The following is a 19,606-nucleotide window of genomic DNA, read 5'->3' on the forward strand; positions in this document are numbered from 1 at the left end:
ACCTTTGCTTTGAATCGTCGAACAAGCCCGGTGTCCCTCACTGGGCAGTCGCCGGCGCTCGGGCGGGATGAGTCCGCAACCATGCCGCGATGGGCACGGCGCAAAGCGCGAGAAGCGCCGTGATGAGAAAAATTCGGGACAGCCCGATGCCGTTGGCGAGCAGTCCCAGCAGAGGAGCAAGTAGGCCGAGCGCCAGATCGATGAAAGCCGTATAGATCCCCATGGCAAGGCCTCGCGCATCCGCGGGTGCCCGTGCCACTGCTTCGATTCCCAGGCCTGGGTACACGAGCGCGTATCCGAAACCCGCCATGGCAGAGCCTGCGAAGGCGAGCCATGCGTAGGGAGACAGCCAGATCAGGGCCAGGCCGGCGCTCTGAATGACGACGAAGATCATCGCGGTGCGCGCTCCGCCGAAGCGGTCCGGCAATGGGCCGAAGAACAGCCGTGCCACCATCAGCGCCACGGCGAAGGCGGTAAAGGACAGCCACGCAGGTTGCCAGCCGTGTTCAACGAAGAGCAGCACGCCAAACGCGGTCATGATGCCGTAGCCCACACTGGAGAACGCCATCGCAAGGCCAGGTATCCAGACCGCTTTGAGGACGTGCCCCTTTGCCTTGCCGCTTCGCGGTGCGGCTTGGATGGCTGGAATGGACACGACGAGCAGCCACGTGCCCGTCGCGCCGATCAGCGTGATCCAGCCGATCGACGCAAAGCCAAAACTAGCGAGCAGCGAACTTCCTAGCGGTGCCCCCAAGGCTAGCGCAATGAACATGGCCGTGCCGATCCAGGCGATCATCTTGCCGACGTTGCGGGGCCCTCCGATCGATAGGCACCAACTCTGCGCGCCGATCATGATGAAGCTCTCTGCACCTCCAAGGAGGACTCGTCCTGCGATCAGGATGGCGATAGACAGTGAGGGGCGGCCCATCGCCAGCAGCGAGACGAGATAGAGCGTACCTGCAAGGGCCGCCAGCAGCAGGCCCGTCGTCACGGTGAATTTCGGACCGTGCCGGTCTGAAACCGTTCCGGACCACAGCCGGCACAGCAGCGCGGCGGCGAATTGCGCGCCGGAAACCAGGCCGACCGCGAAGGTGCCGAAGCCTAGATCGTCATGGATGTGCAGCGGCAATGCCGGCAGTGCCGCTCCGGTGACGAGGAACACGGCGAAGACGCAGGCCATCAAGGACAGCAGCGTGCGATCGATCGGCAAATCCGGAGGGCTGGGCATCGTGGCGGAGGTTGTAAGGGCGGCGCGTACGCCAGCCGGGATCATGCCGGCGCGAGCCGTGCGGCGGCATCCAGCGCAGTGGATTACTGCTTCTTGCCGGAAAGGCTTGCGACTTGCTGCGCCAGCGCCTCGCGCGCACGGGCGGCCATGCTTGCGTCCACGCGATCGGCCAGGACTTGGGTGAGCTGGCGCAACTGGCCTTCGGTAATGCCTACGTTCATGCTGATACGCATGTGCGCCAGCAACTGTGGTTCCGCGCCCGGCAGCGCCGAGAGCATACCTACCGTGGCCAGCTCACGGCTTTGCCAATCCAGGTTGTCGCGCTCGAAGATGTCGCCGAACAAGTGGGCCCGCAGGTACTCGTTGGCCGTCGGTGCGAAGTCGAACAGCGGACCGCCCACCGGGCCGCCCGAGAGCTTGGTCTGATTGGCGGTTCCCGCTGCCATCAGCGCGTCACCCTTCGGGGTCGGGCGGCTGGGCGCGCTGCCTGGGGCGTCCTGGATGCCGCGCTGTTTGCGCGTCTCCACGACCTTCATCAGTTCGCCCAAGGCGTTGAGACTGCGCGGAAAGCCAGCGTAGGCGTACAGCTGGATCAGCACTTCCTTGGCATCGCTGACCGTCAGGCCGGCGTCCAGCCCCCGGTTCAGTGCGGTGTTCAACTTGGCAATGTCGCCCGCGGCGGCGAAAGCCGCGATCGGCACGATGGCGTGCTGCCGAGTGTTGAGGGTTTCGGATGCGCTGGGCGCCGAGGTTGGGGAAGGGGTCATGGGCTTGGTTTCCTGTGCGTTGGCATCGGTGCCCAGCGCGGTGGCCAGACCCAGGGCCAAGGTCAGCGCGCCAGCATGTAGATGCGTGTTTCGGGACTTAGCGGGCGTTGTATTGCTCATCGGTAACTTTCTCCATCCACGTGACATTCGTTCCATCGACCGTGCCGGTCACAGCCAGGTGGGTCATGGCTGTGTGGTGCGCGGCCCCATGCCAATGCTTGACGCCCGGCGGGCACCAGACCACGTCACCAGGGCGGATGACCTGCACCGGCTTGTCCCACTCCTGCGTCAGACCAACGCCGGAGGTGACCACCAGCCGCTGGCCAGCCGGGTGGGTGTGCCAGGCGGATCGCGCGCCAGGCTCGAACGTGACGAGACCGCCCGATGCATTGATGTTCTCGTTGGTGGGCCACACCGGGTCGACCCGCACGCGGCCGGTGAAGAACCGGGCCGGGCCGGCAGCCGACGGTTGTTCGCCGGCGAGCGTGATTTGTTGCGCGTCGGCGGGCTTGCCGGCCTGCGGCTCGGTAGCAAAGGCGAAGGTCGTCTGCAGGGTGGTGGCGAGCAGCGCGGGTATCAAAGACGGGCGCATGAAGACTCTCTCCTTTCCAGAGTGCGAAGCGGTCAATCGCGCGGAGGCTTGGTCAGGCTTCTCGGGAGACGGCGTGTTGCATCGGCGTCGTCGTCCGGCCCTCGGCAATCAAAATTTTCGTCAGTTTGAGTGCCGCTGAGTAGCCGATGAATTGTGAAAGGTCATATAAGCAATGCTCATGAATGTCGGCGGCCCAGACCTTGATCCAGTGCGTAGGTCAGGACGTTCGTGCCGATGTTGCTCCGGACAGCAGCCACAGACGGCCAAATGGTGGTCGTGCTTCGCGAGTCGACGGCCGACGCAGCGTCTCATCTCGGTGCTGCGGTCGCTGCGTCGGCGCGATTGTCCGGACATCGTGAGCGCATTGAGAGTGCTCGCCGCATGGCCCGCATCCGGCTCACGCCCTCGATGCCAAGCAGAGGCGCTGCGGCAGTACTCGCATAGTGGCAACGTCGATGTCTAGCTTGACCCGACCGATGAGCGTTGCCGCGAGTGGGGCGAATCGGAACACATCGGCCGTGCCGACGCCGCTGGCTTCGACGCGCCCAACGAATACTGGCTCGAAATGTGCAACCAGTCCGCGGTGTGGTGCCTCGCGCGTTGAATCGATAGGATTCGCTTCGGAGAGCTGCTAAAACTTGTGAAATATCCCCATGCCTGCGAACACGCTGCGCGACGGTGCCGAATTGAATCCATCGCCTATTGTCGCCGTGGCCTCTATGATGTTACCTGCTCACGTCGAGCCGAGCGTTTGTCCTGCTGCGCGTGTGTAGGCCTCCGTCGCACACAGTCCGGTTCGTTTGGACAGCCCATCGTGCTGTGTGAGTGTGATCTGCTGATACGTTGCGCCATTGGCAATGATTTTGGCTTGGGTGGCACGCGTGTAGCTGTACCCCGCGTCCGAGTGCCTGCTCTGCGGTAGACGAGTATGGCGAGCCGGACGGGCTGGCCGTCCGTGGTGCGGTTCATTGAGCGAAATGTTCGTTAAATCAGAAAGATTTTTTTAATGAGATTTTTGATATGCAAATAAATCGATCTGATATGGCTGATTTGATCTATTTCCTGGCCATTGCCCGACAAAGGAGCTTTAGTCGTGCCGCGATAGAGCTCGGGGTAAGCGCTTCGACATTGAGTCATGCACTGAAGGGGCTAGAAGGTAGACTCGGTGTTCGCCTACTGAACCGCACGACCAAGAGCGTCACGCTGACTGCGGCGGGAGACGCGCTGGCTGCATCGATCGGCATGCCTTTCGAGGCGATCGACACGGCGCTGGAAACCCTGAATCGCTTCCGGGACGCGCCTACCGGCCGCATTCGGATCAATGTCGCCGTCGAGGCGTCGACGTTGCTGTTAGGACCGATCCTGCCGACTTTTGTCGAACGCTATCCGGACGTAGAGCTGGATATCGTTGCGAGCAACCGCTTGGTCGACGTGACGGAGGGAGGCTTTGATGCGGGTATTCGCTACGGCGGTACGGTGCCGGAGGACATGATCGCACAGCGGCTTTCGGCCAATATACGCTGGGTCGTCGCAGGGGCGCCCGACTATCTTGATCGCTTCGGCAACCCCGATCATCCAAATGATCTGCTCGCACATCGCTGCATCGGCAATCGTCTTGGCGACGATCGAATTTACCGATGGGAGTTCGAACGGGGCGATGAGAAACTCGAGGTGGCTGTGCCATCGTCATTGACGGTCGATCAGGCCGAAACCGGGCTCGTCGCAGTTCTCGGCGGAGCGGGGTTGATGTACTTTCCCGAACCGCTCGTCGCGCCGTACGTGAAGGAGGGGCGGCTGCGTCTCGTGCTCAACGATTGGGCGCCTTCCGAGCCGGGTTTCTACATTTATTATTCGAGCAGACGTCAGATGCCGACCGGCCTGCGCCTCTTGATCGACCTTACGCGTGAACTTCGCCCGCTCGGGTTGTAATGGATGCGAGCGGGCAAGCGTGCTATGCATCGCGCACGCTTGTTCGAAACCCAGGTGACCTCGTGGGCTGTGACGTGTCGAACGCGTACGGATGATGGACCGCCCGTTCGTCAGGTCTGAATGGGCTGGGTGGTATCTGCTTCGGCGCAGGCCTCGTCGAGCCAGATCAGAGCCTGGGCCGCTTCGAACGCGACGAGCGACACCCCCAGTCCGCACAGCAGCAAACCTTCCAGTTGCGCCTTGGTCACGCCGCGCGACAACGCGCGCAACGCATGGACCTTGAAAGGGATTTCACGGCCCAATACGGCCAATTGCATGGCGTAGAGCAAATTAATTCTGTCACTCCAGAATCCCCGCGGTTCAAGGCATGTGGCGTGTGAGTTGACGACATTATTGGCGGTCTCACCAAAATAAAGTCGTCAATTCGCATATGTCCGAATTAAATTTGTCAACTCGCGTCATAGACTTCGAAGCCCGACTGTAAGGCCCTGATCTTATGGACGATTCCCGGCACGCAATGCGGCCGGTTACGACGCCGCGCCCCCGCGGCGCACCCCGGCTGGACGCCTTCAGCCTCAAACTCGATCGTCGACTGACGCTGTTTCAACGTGGCGCGCCCGAACTGTGGCTGCTCATCGAAACGGATCCCGCTGTCCAATCATTTTGCGAGCGGCCGGGTTACGTGCAGCTCAACGGACAGCGCTACCTCGCCGATTTTTGGATCCGCTATGCCGACCGCGAAGAGGTGGTCATCCTGTCCGATTCGCTCGCGGACATGCGGCTCCGTGCTGCTCGCCCCAAGTATGAATTGGACGGCGTTCCCGTCCGGTCGGTGACATCAACCGACCTCGCGGCCGCGCGCGCCTGGATCGATAACTGGCGGCACATGCTGCCCTGCCTGGTCGCGGCGCGCGGGTTGGTCGCGTCTTCGCTCCTACGCGCAGTCGAAACTTTCGTGACGATGCCGCATACCTTGCTCGAGATCGAGCGTGAGCTCTCTGTCGGCGATCCGGCGCTGGTCCGTGCGGCGATTTTCGCGCTCGTGTATGCAGGGCACGTGGACGCGGTTGATCTGCGTACCGAGCCTCTGTCGTTGCTGACGCGCTTCGTCGCAACCGAGGCGGCATGATGGCACGTCGCAAGCCGGAATTTCAGACACTGGATCCGTCGACCTGGCCGACCATCGCGTGGACCGAGTTTGATACTGCCGAAAGGGAATCGATCCAGGCGCGTATGACAGCGATCGAGCAGTATGCGCGTGGCGCTGCGATCAAGGAGATTGAGCAGAGCACGGGAGTCAACCGACGACAACTTTATCGCCTGCTCGAGCGGGCACTCGCAGCGCACCCGGACGGTCGCCTCTATGGCTTTCGCGCGCTGGTCTTGCACGCCCGCGTTGCCGATTACGTCCGTTTGAGTCCGGTGAAACCGAACGGCGAACGCGGAAGCCGCGGCGCCGTCGGCGCGTTGTCGCAACTGCTTGAGCGTTTCCCGGTGCTCGCGGCGTGGCTGCGGTTGCAAATCAAGCAGCACCGCGTCGCGTTGATCGAGATCCGTACCGGCGGAGAATTGCGCACACGCCTACGCGGCCTGCAAGGACTGCATGCGGGCTTTCTGCAGCAATGTCGTCAGTGCGGCCTCATGGCTGCCGACTATCCGTTCAATACGGCGAGCCACGCGATCCGCTCGCTCTCGGCCCGCGTGAAAAGCGAACTGCTGAGCGGATTCGGCACCGCTGCGCGTGCCGCCGGCGCGACGCATCTGAAAGGCCTGCCGCGCAGCGATGATTTCGCTGCGCCCGTCGCGACACGCCCCTACCAGGTCGTTGAATTCGACGGGCACCGGCTCGATATCCGGCTCAAGATCGTGATGCTTGATCCGCTCGGTTTTACGCACGAGTTCGAAATCGAACGCGCCTGGTTGCTGGTGATCATTGACGTTTGCACACGCGCTGTGCTCGGGCATCACCTCGTTCTGGCTCGCGAATACAGCCGCTACGACGTCATCAAAGCGATCGAATCGGCGCTCGAGCCGCATCGAGCCCGGTCCTTCACGATTCGCGAACTCGGCTACGGTCCCATGGATGGGTACCCGTCTCAACGCATGCCGGAGCTGGCGTACGTGACGTGGGAGCGCATCAAGCTCGACAACGCGAAGGCGAATCTCGCCACCGAGACGCTGACCGCTTTATGCGAGTTCATTGGCTGCCAGGTCGCGGCCGGACCGAAGCACAGTCCGGATGAGCGTCCTTACATCGAGCGGTTCTTTGGCACGATCGCCACTCGGTTGTCCTCGCGCTTGCCGGGCTACACCGGCGGCCATCCTCGCGATTTGCGTCGCGCTTTGTCGGACCCAAAGGGGAATCTGCGCTTGTTCGTATCCTTCGACGAGCTCGAAGAGTTGGTCGAATACGCAATCGCGAGCTACAACGGCACGCCGCACACCGGACTCAACAACGTCTCGCCGCTCGAGGCGATGGAATCGTTCGTCCGTGGCCGACACACGCTCGTGAACTGGTTGCCGGAGCCTCGCCGTCGCACGCTGTGCCTGATGCAGTCGGCGAAGCGCTGTCGTGTCCACGCCTATCTGAATCAGGGTATCCGACCGCATATCAACCTCTACGGTGTACGGTATTCGAGTCCCGTTCTGGCTTGCAGCACTGAGCTCATCGGTAAGCAGCTGCTCGTCTACCTGAACGCGGACGACTTGCGCAGTGTCCGTGCATTCCTGCTCGACGGCACCGAATTAGGTGTCCTCGACGCGCAAGGTGCGTGGCACGTCGTGCCGCACAACCTGACCTTGCGACAGGAGATTCGCAAGGCCCAAAGCCGCAAGCGTCTGCGGGCATCACTGGATGCCAGCGGGATCGAGAAGTACATCCGCGCCAAACTCGAGCAAGCGGGGAAAACCCGCCGAGCCGCGTCCGATTTGGCGCAAGCGGCTCGCATTCTGGCGGCCGCGCCAATCGTTCGGACGCCGCCGGGACCGGTGTCGACATCGATGTCCACGTCGACCGCCGTAGTCTACCCGGCTACCAGTGTAGTGCAGCCCGAAGTCCCACAGGTACGTGCGCATCCGCGCAAGCTGAAGATCGGCACCGGTCAGGTAGGTTGATCCAACGTTTCCGAGAGGAGGACACCATGTCAGTCGAGGTTCCACGTCCCATCGATCCGGCGTTGCATCCCTTGGCGACCGGCAATTACCGGATCGCTACGCCCGCCATTGAGGCTTTCTACGATCTTGTCACGAAATGTTTGCGTTATCGCATCATGGGCGCGCTTATCTATGGCCCGCCGCGCATTGGTAAGACCCGGGCAATTGAATATCTGCGCCTACTGCTGGCTCGCGACCTGCCAAAGATTACCAGCTACCATGCGCAGTGCGAGCACAAGCCGCGGCACGCCGAAGGCCCATTCTTCGTCAACTTGCTCGAGGCCGTTGGAGACCATAACCCGAACGCGGGTGTCGGTTCGGCCAAGCGCATGCGTCTGACGTTGCGCATTCGCGAAGCGGCTGCCCGTGCTGGCAGCGGCACCGTGCTGCTGTTTTGCGACGAGGCGCAGCGATACAACGAAAACGAATACGAATGGTTGCGTGACGTTCACGATGCACTCGATCGCCAGCAAATTAAGCTGTTCACGTTCCTCGTCGGCCAACAGGAACTGCTCTCCCAGAAAACCGCCCTGCAGATTGCCGGCAAGACGCAGATCGTCGCGCGCCTGATGGTCGAGGAACTGCCGTTTTACGGAATTCGCAACGTCGCCGATGTCGCCACCTGTCTGAACGGCTACGATCAGACTGCGTATCCGGAGACGAGCGACTGGAGCTTTACGCGATTCTATCTGCCGCAGGCTTTCGACGCCGGCTATCGCTTGCTCGACGACGCGAGTGAACTCTGGCGGGCGTTCGAGGCGGCCCACCACAAGGCCCGTTTGCCGGGCCGTCTCGAGATTCCGATGGAGTCGTTCGCGCGCGCGGTGGAAATCGTTTTGAAGGACAGCGAGTTAATGGATGCGCCTGGTTACTGTCCCGAGCCGACCTTGTGGACGCGCGCGGCGCATCAATGTGGTTACATTCAGTCTCGCCATGCGACCGGCCAGGTCCTCGCCACAGCGTAGCGGAGCGTCGCTCCAGCCGCCGCGCCTGCCGATTCTGACGCTCGACGAGCAAAAGCTGACACCGTCGATGGGCTACGTGTTCAACAAGCGCTGGCTGGACCCCTGCGAATCGCTCGTGTCGATTTTGTGGAAGTTCGAGAAAGTAAATGCATTGCCTGGGAATGTTGTGGCGCGGGTGATGGGCCCCGATGTCGATCCGTACGAGGGCGTAGTACCCCAACTCGGTATCGTCAGTGTTGCGCGGCTACACAGCATCCTCGGTATTCCCTATGCGTCGCTCGAGATTGGACTGCTGCACCCGAGTCAGCGGCGCCAGTACAGTCCACTGTTTCGTCACTGCCGCAGCTGCATTGCGCGCGGCTACCATAGCGTGGTGCACCAGATGCTGAAATTCAACACCTGTCCGGCACATTATCGGCAGTTGGAAACTGCGTGTCGCCGCTGCGGCTATGAGGCCCCCTACGTCGTGAATGTTCGCCTGCTCGAGTCGCCGTATCGATGCGCGATCTGTGGTGGCAGTTACGGAGGCGGCGGTTGGTCGCCAGACAAGGCTTGTCCGATGAAGTCTACGTACCGCAAGGCGTTGACGCGACGCTATTACGAACGTCACCTGGGATAGGGCGCAGATCCGGAAGTTGCACGCGCGATCAACGATCGCCTGTTCAAACGCAAGGGTTGAACATCGCGTGACTGCGACAGCAGGCACTACGGGGAATTGACGCCGGTCTTCGCGACACCACGCGCGGTGACGATTTTATTTCGCGGTACGCAAATCCATGATTTCTTGGCAATTTTCCGATTCCGCGTCGGTGTCGACCTCTGAAGTGACATTTTTACTTCGCAAACGGTGACAACTTTGCTTCGGTCTACGACAGCGTCTGCGGCGTGCAGCCGATCATTGGCGCAATCGATTCGACGGCCGCCCACATCGACGGATGCTCGCTACGCTGCTCGCGTACCAGGCGCACTGCGCGCTCTCGGACTTCCGGGGAAAACTTGCTTGGCTTCTTGTTCATAGCTCCATTCTCTCAAGAGTTGGAGCCTCCACAAAACTCGGGGCGGTTCAATTGGCCAGCTCCCCCCTGAGCAACGTCAGTAAGCGGCCAGCCATAAACTGAAGAAAAACCATCCTTTGGCGGATTGGCAATCCGCATCGTGAAGGTCAAAAATAGACGGACCGTCGTTCACCGCTGAATGACTCGAATCATCGCGAGTCGCATCGAATGACGAGCGTGTCGACGCAAGGATACAACGCGACCTTCATGGAGACTGAGCATGTCGCAGCTTAAAGATTCGGAGCTTTCGGTGACGAAAGAGGGGTACGTGCGTTATGCCGATGCACGGCCGCCACGGAACGAGCTGCCGACCCGGGCGGCCGTCACGGGCGTACGCGCTCGTGACGCAGCAGCGCGCGATTACGACGTGATCGTCGTCGGTGCGGGCTTCGCCGGGCTGACGGCGGCGCGGGATTTGGGCAGGGATGGCTATCGGGTGTTGCTCGTCGAGAGTCGCGATCGAATCGGCGGCCGCACGTTCGCCGCACGCGTTGACGGCTACGACTACGAAATTGGCGGCACGTGGATTCACTGGAGTCAGCCTCACGTATGGTCGGAGGTCACGCGCTACGGCCTGAGCATCAAGGAGTCCATAGGTGCCGCGCCAACGACGATTTCCTATCTTTGCGACGGCGTCCTCAAACGGGCGGCAGCAGAGGAGGTATGGGCAGAGTTTGCCGAGGCGATGGCGGCATACTGCAATGTCGACGGTGCCGAGGCGCGCACGGTGTTCCCGCGAGCACACGATCCGCTTTACTCGGAGGAAATTGCAAAGTACGACCATATCACCCTCGCCGATCGCCTCGCGGAACTGAATCTGCGCCCGGAAATTCGCGACATGATCGGCGCGATGCTCGCGCTCGATTGCCACGGCGATCCCGCAACGGCTGGTCTTGTGGATCAACTGCGCTGGTGGGCCCTGGGAGACTACGAAATGGGCCGCATGTTCGACAAGTGTGGCAAGTTCAAGATCAAGGAGGGCACGACCAGCCTTGCGCTGGCAATGCTGGAGGACAGCAAGGCAGATCTCCTGCTTTCGACCAAAGTCGTGAAAATCGAGCAACGGGGCGATGCAGTCGAGGTCCATACGGCGAATGGTGAAACGCTCACTGCACGGCAAGTGGTATGCGCGTTGCCGATGAACGTGCTCAAGAACGTGGAATTCATCCCGGAACTGAGTCCGGGAAAACTTGCGGCTTCGCGCGAGGAGCATGCAGGGAAGGGTACGAAGTTCTGGGTGAGACTTGACCGAAAGATCGGCAGCTGGTTTGGTATGGCTCCCTATCCGAATCCCGTTCTGGCCGCATGGACCGATACCGAGGCAGAGGATGGCACTTACGTAGTGTGCTTCGGCTCGCCCGATCAAGTCGACGTGTCGAGTCTCGAGGCGGTTCAGACGGCTCTGCATACGTTGTTGCCCGATGCCGCGGTGAAAGCAGTGATTGCCCATGATTGGGCGAAAGATGAAGCGGCGTTGGGCACGTGGTGTTTCTACCGGCCGAATCAGCTCACCTCGGCACTCGCGACGTTGCAGTCCTCCGATAACCGACTGTTCTTTGCCGGTTCGGACTGGGCGAATGGCTGGCGCGGCTTTATTGATGGCGCGATCGAGAGCGGGACAATCGCTGCAGTCAATGTGCGCGCAGCGCTGCGGGACGAGGTGGAGACAGAGCAACCCGTTCGAGGTTGACGATCGACACCTGAAGATGAGGACTGCGTGCGCAGTCCTCAGATTGCCGACGAACTCCACGTTTTTCGGCGCGGGGGTTCCGTTGTTCCGGGAACAGGCCGGAACGGGCGCGGGAGCAAATCTACCGCCAGCGCCACCTTCACTTGGAACGCCGCCGAGTGCGTGTGTCGGGTTCTCTTCGTAGTTTCCCCAGTTCCTTTACCAGCATGATCGCTGGCTCAGGCCTCGGCCAAACCCACTTGTCCGATTGTCCGGATTTGCGCGGCGACTTTAATGGATTACAGCCTGCCGCAGGATCTTGGCTGCAAGCGCCGTGCGGCTGGTGACTTGAACCTTTCCGAAGATATTGTTCAAGTGGCTTTTGACGGTCGCCAGGCTAATGCACAATGCCTCGCTGATTTCCTGATTGCTGCGCCCATCTGCAATCAATCGGGCAATCTGCGATTCGCGTTTTGAAAGCGGAAAATCGTTCAGATACCATTCGGCGTTCGCGTCCGACGCATTCAAGCGTTGGCTAACAAAATTGAACTCAATGAAGCGATGACAATTGGCGACGTCCGATACGACACGTCGCACGTTTTCCTCTTTGCTTTGAGAGTGCGTGAGCGGAATACTCAGCCCGCCACGTAACTGATGCTTGGCATCGCGGAAGAAGAGTTCCACGATCTCGCCAAAGCCATAGCTGCCGAAAAAATCCATGAAACGTTCGCCGAATGGCACACGCGCGGCACCTTTACTCGCGACCTCGACTGAACTCCCCGACAACCAGGCTCGCTCGGTGTTAAATGGATCGACGTCCCGCATTGACGACATGTAGCTCGTCATCAGATCCTCGTCGATGTCCCTTGCCACGAAGATCGGTCCGTCCGCAGACCGATCGACGGTGTAAAAGAGCATCTTGTCGGTTCGCAGGATAGTCGACAAAAACTTCATGGTTTCGACTGCGAACTGGTTGAGATCTTGAGGTTTCATTCCACGTCCACGATGAAAATTTAGGCTGCACGTCAATATCGTCACCCGTCATCGGCCCGTCAACATCGTGTTTACCTGAATTTCCGTGCATGTCCTGCCGCGTGAAAGACAGGTGAAAGAAAAATTCAATCTTGCGATGGATTCCGGCGGCGAGACCGATTGACGACAATACGCTACGTCGCAACCTACGTGGCGCGACGGGTCCGATCGGACCGACACATCGAACCGGAAAACAGGTGGAGACCCTATGTCACAAGCCCTTCGCAGCGAGCTTGAAGCTCGCGTCTCGGAACTCAATAAGGCATGGCCCGAACACGACGCAAACACCATCCATCGTGAATTCTTCTCGCCGCAGGCATGGATCGCTGGCGAAGGTATGCCGGCAGCCGCGCATGACGCCGCAGGAGTCGTAGCAACGCTTCAGCACATGTTCGAGCAGGCTCCGTACGTCAAAGTGGAAGTCGTATCGGCAAGCGCATTCGACTCCGCGATCTCGAGCTGGCTGCATTGGCGGATTACCGATGCTGGTGGAGCGGTCCAGGCCACCATGCGGTCACTGACGCTCTGGGAGCGAGTGGATGGCCGGCTCGTCATCTCCAGCGACTCGTTCTCTGCCGGCGAACTGTGAATGTTGCAGCCTGACAGTCAGTGCATTCGGTAAAGCAATCGCCATGACCGGGTTCGGTTTTTTACCGACACCCAGTGCAAGTGCATTGTGCGGCGGTTCGCGCTTCCGGCAATCGTCTCCGTCGCGCCTGTCACCGGAAGCGCGTATCGCCTGACGTCGCGTTGAATCCGCGGGAATGTGCTGACGAACGACGGTCAGGGCGACGAATACGCCCATCATCGCGGATCCAAGCATGAGCAGGTAGCCGGCTCCTCCGGTCACGGTAATCACGGCCGCACCGGCAAAGGCGCTGAGGATTGCACCGAGCCGGCCGAAAGCCAGGGCGGACGCCGCGGCGGTCGCCCGCACGCCGGTCGAATAGACGTACGCGCAGAGTGCATACATCGTCGACTGGACTGCGTTGACGAACAGGCCGTGCAGCCCGAGTCCCAAGATCAGAAGCGTGGTCTGATGCTTCAAGTCCACGCCGAGGATCAGCCATGCACTGGCGGCGCCGCCGATGCAGCACAGCAGCAACGGGACGCGCGAACCGTTGCGGGCGATCGCCGTCGCACATGCGGGCGCGCCGAGCACGCCGCCGAGATTGTAGGCCGTCAGGCGGTAGTCGGCGATCGTCACCGACAATCCCTCGCTGGTGAGCATGGCAGGCAGCCAACCGCTGCGTCGACGTCCGCATCACCGAGGACGATGAACGGCGCCTTGCCGCCGAGTTCGAGCACGGCCGGTCTCAGATGACGCGCATATTGTTCCGCGATCAAGCGCCCTACGCGCGTGGAGCCCGTGAAGTTGACCCGCCGGACCTTGGGATGGGCGACCAGTGCGTCGACGCTGCGGGCAGCGTCCGCCGGGGCGTTCGTGACGAAATTCACCGTGCCGGCCGGCAATCCGGTCTCCTGCATCGCCTCGACGATGAGGCCATGGGTGTCGCCGCGCGGCACCGCGCCATTCGAACACATGCTGCAGGTGTTCGCCGGACACGGCCTCGGATTCCCGAACGTCGTAGACGAAACCCGATCGATTACCGTGTTGAAGAGTCTCGTCGCCCGGTCCGGCTTTCTGAGCTGGATGCCTGAACCGATGTACGTCACGGAGAACAAGGCTGGCGTCTTCGATACGCTCGAATTGCCGAAGGTGGTCGGGCGGCGCACGTTGACCGGATTTCGGCGCCGGCACGGTTTATTGCCGAGCCCCGCCGTCAAACTGCTCGAACAGTTGAGGCAACTGACGGCAGAGCAACGCTGACCGCTCCCCGCAGTGGCTTGCTGCTGTTCTTCCGAGCTCCTGAAACAGGAGCGAATCAAGCGGCGCATCTATCCGAGCCGGGCGACGCGGCCCCGGACCTGTTCGATTACATCGAAAGGTTTTATGACCCGGTTCGTCGGCATGGTTCCGCCGGCGATCTTTCATCGCTAAACGGCTCGTGAGTGTCTATGAGACGCTGGCGGGTCCAAGCGCTCGCGTCGATTACTTCGACGTTACGATCGTCCAGAACCGGGTCGAGACCGCAAGATGCGGCTAGAACGTGTGCTTGATACCCATCGACACTGCGAGCTGGCTCGACGAATTCGAATTGCCGAAATACGAGAGTTGCGCGTAGCGCTCGAGCGAGCCGGTCACGGGGTTGATACCGATGCCATCGCCAGCCATTTTTTCGAAATTGCCGATGAGGTAGAGCTGCGTTCGCTTCGAAAGATTGTAGATCGTCGCGAGGCTTACCTTGTGAATCTGAGGCCGATCCCCCGTTTCGGATATTTTTCCAATCGTGTATGCGTAGGCCAGACCGAACTGCAGCGCCTCGGAAAAACTGTACAGACTATTGACTTCGGCTGTATCGAATCGCACGTCACTGACCGGGCCGCCGGCCTGGACCAGATACCGACTGGCCAGCAACTTTGCGCGCGTAAGCGTGGCATTCACGTTGAATCGGCCGAAACTGTAGCTGCCTCCAACCCCGTATGTCCGAAGCTCGCTCGCGTTCTGCAGCTGGCAATAGTTCGACGGGCTTTGGCCGCAGCTAAACTCGCCGATATATGCGTTGTTGCCCCCTAAGGCTGCTGTGAACGGATCACGCAGCGAAAGATAACCGGCCGCAACGGAGAGGGCACCAGACTGGTAACCAGCCGCGACGGCCCATGCACGATTGGTCGCGAACGCTCCAGGTTGATTGCCCAGGCTGAACGTGCCGCTGAAGGAGAAGCCACCAAAGGACGGGCTCGTATACACAACGGAATTGTTCACATTGAACGCGGCATTTAGATTGTCGACGTCGCCAAAGTGCGCGCCTGCAAATCCGGACCAGACATTGCTCGATGCGTATGGTGCGAGATACGTCGTGTACGAGTCGAACTGGCGGCCAAGGGTGAGCACCCCGAGTTTGTCGGACTTGAGGCCAACGGTTGCATTCGCGTCAAACAGTCCGTTGGGCTCAAATAAAGCACCGTTGTTCGATTGAAAATAATTCTGCAAATTGAAAGTTGCAGCCATTCCGCCGCCGAGATCCTCCACGCCTTTAATGCCGAATGATGACGGCGCACTGTTACCGGCTGTCATTTGCCACGCGCGTTTTCCCGAAGCACCCGCGCCGTCTGCAATCTGCTGGTTGGACAGGAACGTGATGCCGGTGTCAACTACACCATAAAGTGTGACGCTGCTTTGGGCCGCGGCAATCATCGGTCCGCACGCGAAGATAGCCGCGACAGATGAACAGATTGCGCGGGTCCGAAACTTTGCATGCCTGGCATTGAAAGAGGATGAACTCGCGTAGCGATTCATTACCGAATACGGGTTGATTTTTGGATTGCGCATTCGAACGGCTCCTGGAATCGATGTGTTTCGGTCGAACGCCGCCCCGCAGAGGTCGCCGCCTGCGTTGGACCGATTGATGGGTTTCAGTTGGCTCGCTTACGAGCCATGTTTTGAACTTTCCGTGAAACTCACAACTCGGAGAGGAAGCGCCCCAGACTGCTGTAGCGATCCGGACGAGCCTTGCGCAACCAAAGTGCGTACACGACCCCTAAGAGCGCCAGCGTCGCGATGCCGTAAGGGAAGCAGTAGATCCACCGCGACGTCGATCCAGTCATCAGATCAAGGTGGCTGACTTCCATGAAGACGAACCACGCAAGCGCGATTGCGCTCGCCGCCGGCGCTATTTGCCTCACCCACGCGCTCTCGCCACGACCGCCCCGCATGAAAAAGGCGATCACCGAAAGCGAAGTCAAGCATTGAACCGACAGGAGACCGATGGTCGAGAGTGCGGCCGTATAGGGCAGGACGACGTTCATCGGGTCGGACTTCGACCACGCGAACAGGAGCAGAGCGGCGGCCACGGCGGTAGCTTGCACCGCACATGCAACTACGGGCGCTTGCTGTCCTCGTGATACCGTTGAGAGCACCTTTGGCAGCACTTCCTCTCGCCCGAGCGAGAAAATGTAACGGGACGTGGTGTTGTGGAAGCTGAGAAGTGCGGCGAACAGGCTGGTAAGCATCAGCGCTTGCATCGCCTCGGAAATGAATTTGCCGGCGATTCGCTCTGCTATTCCGTACCACAAACCGGCAGGATCTTTCCCAGCCATGGAGACGACCTCGCTCGGTCCCCAGACGACGATCAGCGCCCAAACGGAGAAGGTGTACAGCACCATGATCGTCGTGATGGAGATATACGTCGCCAATGGAATATTGCGATGCGGCTCCTTTGCTTCTTCCGCATAAATCGCGGTGGTTTCAAAGCCCATGTATGAACCGACGACAAACACGATTGCCGTTCCAAAACCGGCAGTGAAGGTATGCTGCGGGGTGAAAGGTGCGAGCGTATAGCCAGCGGGACCGCCATGCAAAACTGCAGCGACGTCGAATGCGGCGATGACGAGCATTTCGGCGGCGAGGAGGAAAAACAATAATCGACCGCTGATCTCGATGTTGGTGACACTCGCTACGAGAATGACAAGTAGCGCACCCAGGCAGCATATCCACCATGGCACGTCAACGCCAATCCAGTCGTGTAAGCCTGTCGACAGGAAGAATCCAAGCATGCCGTAACAGGCGAGCTGCATTGCGTTATACGACAAGATGGCGACAAACGCTGCACTGATGCCCCACGGCCGCCCGAGTCCCTGAGCGATGTACGCATAGAACGCACCCGCGTTCGTGGTGTATTTGCTCATTGCGGTGAAACCGACGCTGAAGAGCACATAGACCAAGCCGACGATGACAAATACCGAAGGCAGCCCGATGCCGTTGCCCATGGTGAGGGAAACGGGAACCGCTCCAACCAGAGCGGTCAAGGGGCCGTTGGTTGCGATGACGGCCGAGACTATTGCGAAGAGCCCTAAAGCGCCCTTCCGCAGTTGCGGTTGATCTACTTCTCTTGCGGCATCCATGGTGGGGTTCCTTCCAAAATTAGGGCGAAAAGCTGGCGTTGTCGGCTTGTACATTTGTCAACGCAAGTTCTTCTGATCTGTGTTGATCTGTCGCGTCGACCTCTCGCTGGAGACGGATTTCCGTGCGGTACCGGCATCTGTCGAACTGATTTTCTGCGGCCGAAATCAATCGTCAATCATCCCAAAGTTGCAAAGCCAGTGTTTCCCCTAGTGCGGGATACACCCAGGTGTCCCAGGTCGAGGGCACGAATGACGAAAAGGGAGCCACCCAAGCGTAGATTTCAGGTTGGAAGCAGATGCACTGATTCGCGCCATCGTGCGCAACGATCCCGCCAACATTCAGGAGAAGCGTTGGCTGAGCGTTCTTCGACATTTAATCTTCGTTCCAGCAAATAGATCGAGGATTGAGATGAAAACGAAAGCCGCAATCGCCTGGAAGGCAGGGCAGCCTCTCACGATCGAGGAAGTCGATCTCGAAGGGCCGCGTGCCGGCGAAGTGCTGATCGAGGTGAAGGCGACGGGCATCTGCCACACCGACTACTACACGCTGTCGGGCGCCGATCCGGAAGGGATCTTCCCGGCGATCCTCGGCCATGAAGGCGCGGGCGTCGTGGTCGACGTCGGCCCCGGCGTCGGCACCGTGAGGAAGGGCGACCACGTGATTCCGCTCTACACGCCCGAATGCCGCGAGTGCAAGTTCTGCCTGTCGCGCAAGACCAACCTGTGCCAGAAGATCCGCGCGACGCAGGGCAAGGGCCTGATGCCCGACGCGACGTCGCGCTTCTCGCTCGACGGCAAGCCGCTGTTCCACTACATGGGGACGTCGACGTTCTCGAACTACATCGTCGTGCCGGAAATCGCGGTCGCGAAGGTGCGCGAGGACGCGCCGTTCGACAAGATCTGCTACATCGGCTGCGGCGTGACGACGGGCGTCGGCGCGGTCGTGTACTCGGCGAAGGTCGAGGCCGGCGCGAACGTCGTCGTGTTCGGCCTCGGCGGGATCGGCCTGAACGTGATCCAGGGCGCGAAGATGGTCGGCGCGGACAAGATCATCGGCGTGGACATCAACCCGAAGCGCGTCGAGCTCGCGAAGAAGTTCGGGATGACGCACTTCATCAACCCGAACGAAGTCGAGAACGTGGTCGACCACATCGTGCAGCTGACCGACGGCGGCGCGGATTACTCGTTCGAATGCGTGGGCAACGTGAAGCTGATGCGCCAGGCGCTCGAGTGCACGCACAAGGGCTGGGGCCAGTCGTTCATCATCGGCGTGGCGGCAGCGGGCGAGGAAATCAGCACGCGTCCGTTCCAGCTGGTGACGGGCCGCGAGTGGAAGGGCTCGGCGTTCGGCGGCGCGCGCGGCCGCACCGACGTGCCGAAGATCGTCGACTGGTACATGGAAGGCAAGATCAACATCGACGACCTGATCACGCACACGCTGCCGCTCGAGCGGATCAACGAAGGCTTCGACCTGATGAAGGCCGGCGAGTCGATCCGTTCGGTCGTGCTGTACTGACCGGGAGCGCACCGCGATGCTCGAACTCGTTTCCTCGCATGCGTGCCACGGCGGCGAGCAGCGTTTCTACCGTCACGATTCGGCGGCCATCGGCCTGCCGATGAAATTCTCGGTGTACCTGCCGCCGCAGGCCGCGCACGGCCGCGTGCCGGCGCTGTTCTATCTCGCGGGGCTCACGTGCACCGACGAGACGTTCGCGATCAAGGCCGGCGCGCAGCAATACGCGGCGCAGCACGGCATCGCGCTCGTGATGCCGGACACGAGCCCGCGCGGCGCGGGCGTGCCGGGCGAGACCGACGCGTGGGACTTCGGCGTCGGCGCGGGCTTCTATGTCGACGCGACCGAAGCGCCGTGGTCCGCGCATTACCGGATGGAGTCGTACGTGACGGGCGAGCTGCGCGAACTCGTCACGGCCGAACTGCCGATCGACGGCGCGCGGCTCGGGATCTTCGGTCATTCGATGGGCGGGCACGGCGCGCTGACGCTTGCGCTGCGTCATCCCGGGCTGTACCGGTCGGTATCGGCGTTCGCGCCGATCGCCGCGCCGACACGCTGCCCGTGGGGCGAGAAGGCCTTCTCGGGCTACCTCGGCGCCGATCGCGATGCCTGGAAGGCACACGACGCGAGCGAACTCGTCGCGCGCGCCGATGCGCCGAAGTTCGCGGACGGCATCCTCGTCGATCAGGGCCTCGCGGATCAGTTCCTCGCGAACCAGCTCAACCCCGACGTGTTCGA

Annotated in this window: 16 protein-coding genes and 6 pseudogenes; 11 read left to right on the top strand and 11 right to left on the bottom strand. The window is 60.8% G+C overall.

Annotated features, from left to right (window positions below):
• Window positions 1-37: 37 nt before the first annotated feature.
• From ABY44_RS29265 to ABY44_RS29280, 4 genes and pseudogenes are all read right to left on the bottom strand, one after another.
• Complete coding sequence (locus tag ABY44_RS29265; protein WP_226816468.1) at window positions 38-1,228, bottom strand: arabinose transporter; 1,191 nt, start codon at window positions 1,226-1,228, stop codon at window positions 38-40.
• 83 nt (window positions 1,229-1,311) lie between these two features.
• Window positions 1,312-2,115 (bottom strand): carboxymuconolactone decarboxylase family protein, encoded by an 804-nt coding sequence (locus tag ABY44_RS29270; protein ID WP_081052407.1) that lies wholly within the window; start codon window positions 2,113-2,115, stop codon window positions 1,312-1,314.
• Window positions 2,093-2,587, bottom strand: a complete 495-nt coding sequence (locus ABY44_RS29275) for a (R)-mandelonitrile lyase (protein WP_193093306.1) — start codon at window positions 2,585-2,587, stop codon at window positions 2,093-2,095. Before ABY44_RS29275 ends, ABY44_RS29270 begins: the two co-directional genes overlap by 23 nt.
• Window positions 2,588-3,218: 631 nt before the next feature.
• Window positions 3,219-3,485: pseudogene (locus ABY44_RS29280) on the bottom strand (porin); the annotation flags it as partial.
• A 143-nt stretch (window positions 3,486-3,628) separates the two neighbouring features.
• Between ABY44_RS29280 and ABY44_RS29285 the strand changes: the two are divergent.
• Entirely contained in the window at window positions 3,629-4,516 is an 888-nt protein-coding gene (locus tag ABY44_RS29285; RefSeq protein ID WP_226816466.1) for a LysR family transcriptional regulator, read from the top strand.
• A 110-nt stretch (window positions 4,517-4,626) separates the two neighbouring features.
• Here ABY44_RS29285 and ABY44_RS29290 read toward each other — a convergent pair whose 3' ends face one another.
• Window positions 4,627-4,845, bottom strand: coding sequence for a hypothetical protein (locus ABY44_RS29290; RefSeq protein ID WP_431642911.1), 219 nt, complete (start codon window positions 4,843-4,845; stop codon window positions 4,627-4,629).
• A 167-nt stretch (window positions 4,846-5,012) separates the two neighbouring features.
• On the opposite strand from ABY44_RS29290, the gene ABY44_RS29295 reads away from it, so the two are divergent.
• The 4 genes from ABY44_RS29295 (at window position 5,013) to ABY44_RS29310 (ending at window position 9,253) form a co-directional block, all read left to right on the top strand.
• Window positions 5,013-5,645, top strand: coding sequence for a hypothetical protein (locus tag ABY44_RS29295; RefSeq protein WP_034178681.1), 633 nt, complete (start codon window positions 5,013-5,015; stop codon window positions 5,643-5,645).
• Entirely contained in the window at window positions 5,645-7,630 is a 1,986-nt protein-coding gene (locus ABY44_RS29300) for a DDE-type integrase/transposase/recombinase (protein WP_034178682.1), read from the top strand. The genes ABY44_RS29295 and ABY44_RS29300 overlap by 1 nt, the downstream gene beginning before the upstream one ends.
• Window positions 7,631-7,656: 26 nt before the next feature.
• Window positions 7,657-8,634: an ATP-binding protein gene (locus ABY44_RS29305; protein ID WP_034178713.1), complete on the top strand. Its 978-nt coding sequence runs from the start codon at window positions 7,657-7,659 to the stop codon at window positions 8,632-8,634.
• A 67-nt stretch (window positions 8,635-8,701) separates the two neighbouring features.
• Entirely contained in the window at window positions 8,702-9,253 is a 552-nt protein-coding gene (locus ABY44_RS29310) for a hypothetical protein (protein WP_081053972.1), read from the top strand.
• Window positions 9,254-9,506: 253 nt separating this feature from the next.
• Here ABY44_RS29310 and ABY44_RS29315 read toward each other — a convergent pair.
• Window positions 9,507-9,650 (bottom strand): annotated as a pseudogene (locus tag ABY44_RS29315) (IS3 family transposase); the annotation flags it as partial.
• A gap of 259 nt (window positions 9,651-9,909) precedes the next feature.
• Between ABY44_RS29315 and ABY44_RS29320 the strand changes: the two are divergent.
• Entirely contained in the window at window positions 9,910-11,379 is a 1,470-nt protein-coding gene (locus ABY44_RS29320) for a flavin monoamine oxidase family protein (protein ID WP_051983590.1), read from the top strand.
• A gap of 270 nt (window positions 11,380-11,649) precedes the next feature.
• Here ABY44_RS29320 and ABY44_RS29325 read toward each other — a convergent pair whose 3' ends face one another.
• A complete protein-coding gene (locus ABY44_RS29325) occupies window positions 11,650-12,351 on the bottom strand; it encodes a helix-turn-helix transcriptional regulator (RefSeq protein ID WP_051983591.1) in 702 nt (233 codons plus the stop codon).
• A 247-nt stretch (window positions 12,352-12,598) separates the two neighbouring features.
• Here ABY44_RS29325 and ABY44_RS29330 point away from each other — a divergent pair, with 247 nt between their 5' ends.
• The gene (locus ABY44_RS29330) at window positions 12,599-12,979 is read left to right on the top strand and encodes a nuclear transport factor 2 family protein (protein ID WP_152603865.1); all 381 of its coding nucleotides are present in this window, start codon (window positions 12,599-12,601) and stop codon (window positions 12,977-12,979) included.
• 171 nt (window positions 12,980-13,150) lie between these two features.
• Here the strand turns inward: ABY44_RS29330 and ABY44_RS29335 are convergent.
• Both ABY44_RS29335 and ABY44_RS29340 read right to left on the bottom strand, forming a co-directional pair.
• Window positions 13,151-13,633, bottom strand: a pseudogene (locus ABY44_RS29335) (MFS transporter); the annotation flags it as partial.
• A pseudogene (locus tag ABY44_RS29340) lies at window positions 13,633-13,902 on the bottom strand (aldehyde dehydrogenase family protein); the annotation flags it as partial. The pseudogenes ABY44_RS29340 and ABY44_RS29335, both read right to left, overlap by 1 nt.
• Between ABY44_RS29340 and ABY44_RS29345 the strand changes: the two are divergent.
• Window positions 13,901-14,221: pseudogene (locus ABY44_RS29345) on the top strand (LysR family transcriptional regulator); the annotation flags it as partial. The pseudogenes ABY44_RS29340 and ABY44_RS29345 sit on opposite strands and share 2 nt — an antisense overlap.
• Window positions 14,222-14,254: 33 nt before the next feature.
• Window positions 14,255-14,403 (top strand): annotated as a pseudogene (locus ABY44_RS29350) (IS3 family transposase); the annotation flags it as partial.
• A gap of 91 nt (window positions 14,404-14,494) precedes the next feature.
• Here the strand turns inward: ABY44_RS29350 and ABY44_RS29355 are convergent.
• Both ABY44_RS29355 and ABY44_RS29360 read right to left on the bottom strand, forming a co-directional pair.
• Window positions 14,495-15,784: a porin gene (locus ABY44_RS29355; protein ID WP_235212418.1), complete on the bottom strand. Its 1,290-nt coding sequence runs from the start codon at window positions 15,782-15,784 to the stop codon at window positions 14,495-14,497.
• Window positions 15,785-15,912: 128 nt separating this feature from the next.
• Window positions 15,913-17,355: an APC family permease gene (locus tag ABY44_RS29360; protein WP_034178683.1), complete on the bottom strand. Its 1,443-nt coding sequence runs from the start codon at window positions 17,353-17,355 to the stop codon at window positions 15,913-15,915.
• Between the two features lie 409 nt (window positions 17,356-17,764).
• Between ABY44_RS29360 and ABY44_RS29365 the strand changes: the two genes are divergently transcribed.
• Both ABY44_RS29365 and fghA read left to right on the top strand, forming a co-directional pair.
• Window positions 17,765-18,871 carry an S-(hydroxymethyl)glutathione dehydrogenase/class III alcohol dehydrogenase gene (locus ABY44_RS29365; RefSeq protein ID WP_034178684.1) on the top strand — a complete coding sequence of 369 codons (1,107 nt, stop codon included), beginning with the start codon at window positions 17,765-17,767 and terminating at the stop codon, window positions 18,869-18,871.
• Between the two features lie 16 nt (window positions 18,872-18,887).
• Window positions 18,888-19,606, top strand: a 719-nt coding sequence (gene fghA, locus ABY44_RS29370) for an S-formylglutathione hydrolase (RefSeq protein ID WP_431642319.1), incomplete at its 3' end; no start/stop codon positions are given.

This window comes from Burkholderia sp. ZZQ-2 (genome assembly GCF_050768715.1).
In the GTDB taxonomy this organism is placed as follows: Bacteria; Pseudomonadota; Gammaproteobacteria; order Burkholderiales; family Burkholderiaceae; genus Burkholderia; species Burkholderia cepacia.